Genomic DNA, 4372 nt, shown 5'->3' on the forward strand with positions numbered 1-4372 from the left:
ACGTCAGTCTCTTCGATGTCGCCATGCACAATCTCGCTTATGTCGCGACGTGGTACCTGAACGGCGACGTGGTGACGGGGCGCGATCGCCGCTCGGCGCATCCTTCGCTCACGCCGAGCCAGTTGTACAAGACACAGGACGGCTGGATCTTCCTGATGTGCAACAAGGAGAAATTCTGGGGTGTGCTGGCCGAGGTCCTCGACAAACCGTCGTGGGTCACGGACGAACGCTTCAACAATTTCAAGGCAAGGCTGCTCAACCGGGACTTGCTTGAAAAGGAACTCGATACCGCGCTTTCCACGGCAACGACCGAAGAGTGGCTCAAGCGTTTCGGGGGCCGTGTGCCCGCGGCGCCGGTCTACGACGTCAGGCAGGCGCTCGACAATCCTTTCGTGGCGGAGCGCGAGGGCGTGGTCAATGCCGAGCATCCGCGCTTCGGGAAGATCCGCGGCGTGGCGGCGCCGGTGCGCGTGAATGAGGCGCTGCCACTGCGCGCAGCCCCGGATCTGGGCCAGGATACGGACAGGCTGCTCGCGGAACTCGGTTACGATGCTGAACGGATCGCCTCGCTTCGCGAGAAGGCCGTCGTGCAATGAGCTCCGAAGGCTTGCGTGACGGGTCCGAACGGGCGCATTCACCCCGTTTAATCCGTTCACCCTTACTCACGCAAGAGCCGATGGTCACAGTCCTGGGTCAGCAACCGCGTTATGTGCAATTGGCGCAGACGCTCGTCAACGAAATTCAGAGCGGCAGGTTTCCGGTGGGCTCGACAATACCGACCGAGTTCGAGCTATGCGAGCAGTTCGGCGCAAGCCGTTCCACTGTGCGCGAGGCCGTGAAGCAACTGGTGCAACTCGGCATGGTCGTGCGGCAGGCGGGGGTCGGCACGACTGTCAAGGCGGTTCGATCCGAAGGCGGGTATCGGCAGGTCATGCAGCAGTTGAGCGACCTGCATCGCTATACGGCGGACACCGTTCTCGAGATCCTGACGAAGGACACGACCGAGGTGCGCGACCCCGCCGTTTGCGAGCTGCTGAAGGCCGGCCCCGGCGAGACGTGGCTGCGCATTGCGGGCTTGCGCCGTTCGGGCGACAGCCCCGATCCGATCTGCCATACCGAAGTATTCATTCAACCGGCATTTCGTTCGCTCGTGGTGAGCGAACGCGAATCGCATGTGCCGCTCTATACGCTTATCGAAAAACAGTTCGGCGAGAGGATAGTGGAAGTGCAGCAGGAGATCCGGGCGATCGCCTTGCCGGCGGCCATCGCCTCGCTGGTCAACGCAAAGGCGCGGTCACCGGCGCTCTGGTTGTGCCGCCGATACCTCAACCGGCGCGGCGAGATTGTCGAGGCCGCGTTCAGCATTCATCCGGCCGACCGTTTCAGTTATTCGGAAACATTCCAGCGCGACTGGACGTCCGGTTGATGCTCAAGTCAGGAGACATGCATGCCGCTTCATAGTTATCTCTTCGTACCGGGCGATCGTCCGGAGCGGTTTTCCAAGGCGCTTGCAACGGCCGCGCATCAGGTCGTGATCGATCTGGAAGATGCGGTCGCGCCCGAGGGCAAGATCCAGGCGCGCGAGGGTTTATCGAAGTGGCTGCGGGATGGCTTGCCGGATATCGACAAGGAACGCGTCGTGATTCGTGTCAACGCATACGGCACGCCCTGGCACGAGGACGATGTGAAAATGCTGCGCGAGTCAGCGGTCACGCGCATCATGGTCCCAAAGGCCGAAGCCGCTAGCGAACTGGCGGATATTGCGTCGCGTTGCGGCAAGGCGGTGTCGCTTATCGCGCTGATCGAGAGCGTGGCGGGCGTGGTGGAGATGCGGGCGATCGCGCATGAAAAGGCGGTGTCACGGCTTGCATTCGGTTCGTTCGATTATTGCGTCGATGCAGGTGTGGAGGACAGCGGCCGCGAGCTCGACTACGTGCGCTCGCAATTCGTGATCGAGTCGCGTTATGCGGGGCTCGCGGCGCCGGTCGACGGCGTGACTTTATCGATTGACGATGCCGACCTGATCGCCGCCGATGCCGCCTCCGGCCGGCGCTTCGGCTTTGGTGCAAAGCTGTGCATTCATCCGAAGCAGGTCGAGGCAGTGAATCGCGGCTTCGCTCCGAGCGATGCGGACTTTGCCTGGGCCGAGCGCGTGCTGGCAAAGCTCGCCGAGAATCCGAGGGGCGCGATCGCCGTGGACGGCAAGCTCGTCGACAAACCTATCGTCGACAAGGCGAAACGCATTGTTGCGAGCTTCACGCGCTGAGCCCATGGAACGTCAACTCCTGCATGTGCGGCGTATCGAACTCAGCGGCTATCGGCGCGAAGACGGGCTGTATGACATCGAAGGTGTGCTGCGCGATACGAAAACCTACGATCGTCATTCGAGCGGTGTCGTGCGTCTGGCCGGTGAAGCGATCCACCAGATGCGCTTGCGGATCACGGTCAACACGGATTTCCTGATCGTCGATGCACACGCGGAATCCGAAGTCGTGCCGTATCCCGGTTTCTGCGATGTCATCGGGCCGGAGTACAGGAAGCTGATCGGCCTCAAGCTCGCGGCCGGCTTCACGCGCGAGACACGTGCGCTGTTCGGCGGCACGAAGGGCTGCACGCATCTGACCGAACTCATCGGCGGCGTGGCGACGGCTGCGTTCCAGACAATGAGCGAGGAGATCAACGCGTCGAACAGCCAGCAACCATTCCAGCTCGACGGCTGCCATGCGTTGAGAACCGATGGCGATGCCGTCAGGGAGTTCTACCCCAAGTGGTATCGGGCGTGAGCGTTGCGGCGCGCGCCGTTTTGCCAAATGGGGCGCAGCAACCTCTGCATCGACCGCCGATGCCCTACGCGGCGAGCCCGCCCGACTGATGCGCAACCAGTCTCGCATATGCGCCGCGCGCAGCGAGCAGTTCGGCATGGCTGCCGGCCTCGATGACCCGGCCGCCGTCCATCACGAGAATCGTGTCGGCATTCTGAATCGTCGACAGCCGATGCGCGATGATGATCGAGGTCCGTTGTTTCATCAGTTCACCAAGGGCCGTGCGGATCTGCTGCTCGCTGATGGTGTCGAGATGCGAAGTCGCTTCGTCCATGATCAGTATCGGCGCGTCCTTCAGGAACGCGCGGGCGATCGCCACCCGCTGACGCTGCCCGCCCGACAACTGCACGCCGCGCTCGCCCACCCGGGTCGCAAGGCCATCCGGCAACCGGTCGACGAAATCGCTCAGCGCGGCACGATCCAGCGCGCGGCGTACATCTGCGTCTGAGACATCCCGGCCGGCCAGACGGATGTTGGCCTCCAGCGTATCGTTGAAGAGATACGTGTCCTGCGCCACCAGCGCGATATGACTGCGCAAGTCAGCGAGACGAAGCCGGCGCAAGTCGACGCCGCCCAGCGTGATGACGCCTTGCTGCGGATCCCAAAAGCGCAGCAGCAGATTGGCTACCGTCGACTTGCCCGCGCCCGAGGCGCCGACCAGCGCCACGGTGCTGCCGGGACGCACGGCAAAGCTCACGCGGTCGAGCGCCGGTGCGCTGCGGCCCGGGTACGCAAAGCTCACCGACTCGAGCCGTACTTGCGGGTTTGCGGGGACCGGCAAATCGCCATCGGTGACCGGCTCCGTCTCTGCTTCGACGACATGCAGGCGGCGCGTAGACGCGATCGTATCGGCCAACTGGCGTGCAACCTGGCCGATCTCGGCAACGGGCATGAAGGCGGCCACGGAAACCAGCACGAGCAACGGCAGCCACTGGGGCGCAAACCAGCCGTTCGCGGCGAGCACGGCGCCCGTCAGGGCCACCGCCAGGCCGCCCAGTCCGGTTGCGATTTCCAGCGCGGCGCTCTGGCGCGAGAGATCGTCCAGCAGGGCGGACCGCTGCTGCTGGTATGCCTCAATGTCGGCGAGGAAAACGGCGCGACGGCGGCCGGTCGCCTGGAAGGCTGCGAGTTCCGCGAGACCCTGGATCGTCTCCGTGAGATGCGCGCCGAGTTGTCCCAATGCTGCGCGCGCCCGGCTGCCGAGACGGTCGATCTTGCTGCGTGCGAATACCGGTGTCAGTCCGGCCCAGGCGAGAAAGGGCAGCAGGACGAGCGCGAGCGGCCAGGCCGCCCATGCCAGCAGCGTCAGCACGCTGGCCGGGATCACGATGGCGACAAAAGCCGGCGCCACGGTGTGGGCGTAGAAGTACTCGACCGTCTCGACGTCCTGGGTCGCCAGCGCCACGAGGTCGCCGGAGCGCCGGCGCAGCAGGTAGGCGGGAGCGAGGCGCTCCAGCTTGGCGAACAGTGCGATGCGCATTTCCGCCAGCAGCCGGTAAGCCATGTCGTGCGCAAGCCAGGATTCCAGCCAGTGCAGCGTTGCCGCGGCG

5 protein-coding genes are annotated in these 4372 nt (G+C 64.2%); 4 read left to right on the forward strand and 1 reads right to left on the reverse strand.

Going from position 1 to position 4372, the window contains the following annotated elements; genetic code table 11:
- The 4 genes from ACFFAR_RS25895 to ACFFAR_RS25910 all read left to right on the forward strand — a co-directional run.
- Positions 1-596: CoA transferase (locus ACFFAR_RS25895; protein WP_375508711.1), on the forward strand; the 596-nt coding region annotated here is incomplete at its 5' end.
- 80 nt (positions 597-676) lie between these two features.
- Positions 677-1426: a GntR family transcriptional regulator gene (locus ACFFAR_RS25900; RefSeq protein ID WP_174362957.1), complete on the forward strand. Its 750-nt coding sequence runs from the start codon at positions 677-679 to the stop codon at positions 1424-1426.
- 21 nt (positions 1427-1447) lie between these two features.
- On the forward strand, positions 1448-2266 hold the full coding sequence (locus tag ACFFAR_RS25905) for an HpcH/HpaI aldolase/citrate lyase family protein (RefSeq protein WP_375508712.1): 819 nt from the start codon (positions 1448-1450) through the stop codon (positions 2264-2266).
- Positions 2267-2270: 4 nt separating this feature from the next.
- Positions 2271-2783 (forward strand): DUF2889 domain-containing protein, encoded by a 513-nt coding sequence (locus ACFFAR_RS25910; RefSeq protein ID WP_075357462.1) that lies wholly within the window; start codon positions 2271-2273, stop codon positions 2781-2783.
- 64 nt (positions 2784-2847) lie between these two features.
- Here the strand turns inward: ACFFAR_RS25910 and ACFFAR_RS25915 are convergent.
- The coding region (locus tag ACFFAR_RS25915; RefSeq protein WP_375508713.1) for an ABC transporter ATP-binding protein at positions 2848-4372 on the reverse strand (1525 nt) is incomplete at its 5' end.

The organism is uncultured Caballeronia sp., from assembly GCF_964243625.1.
In the GTDB taxonomy this organism is placed as follows: domain Bacteria; phylum Pseudomonadota; class Gammaproteobacteria; order Burkholderiales; family Burkholderiaceae; genus Caballeronia.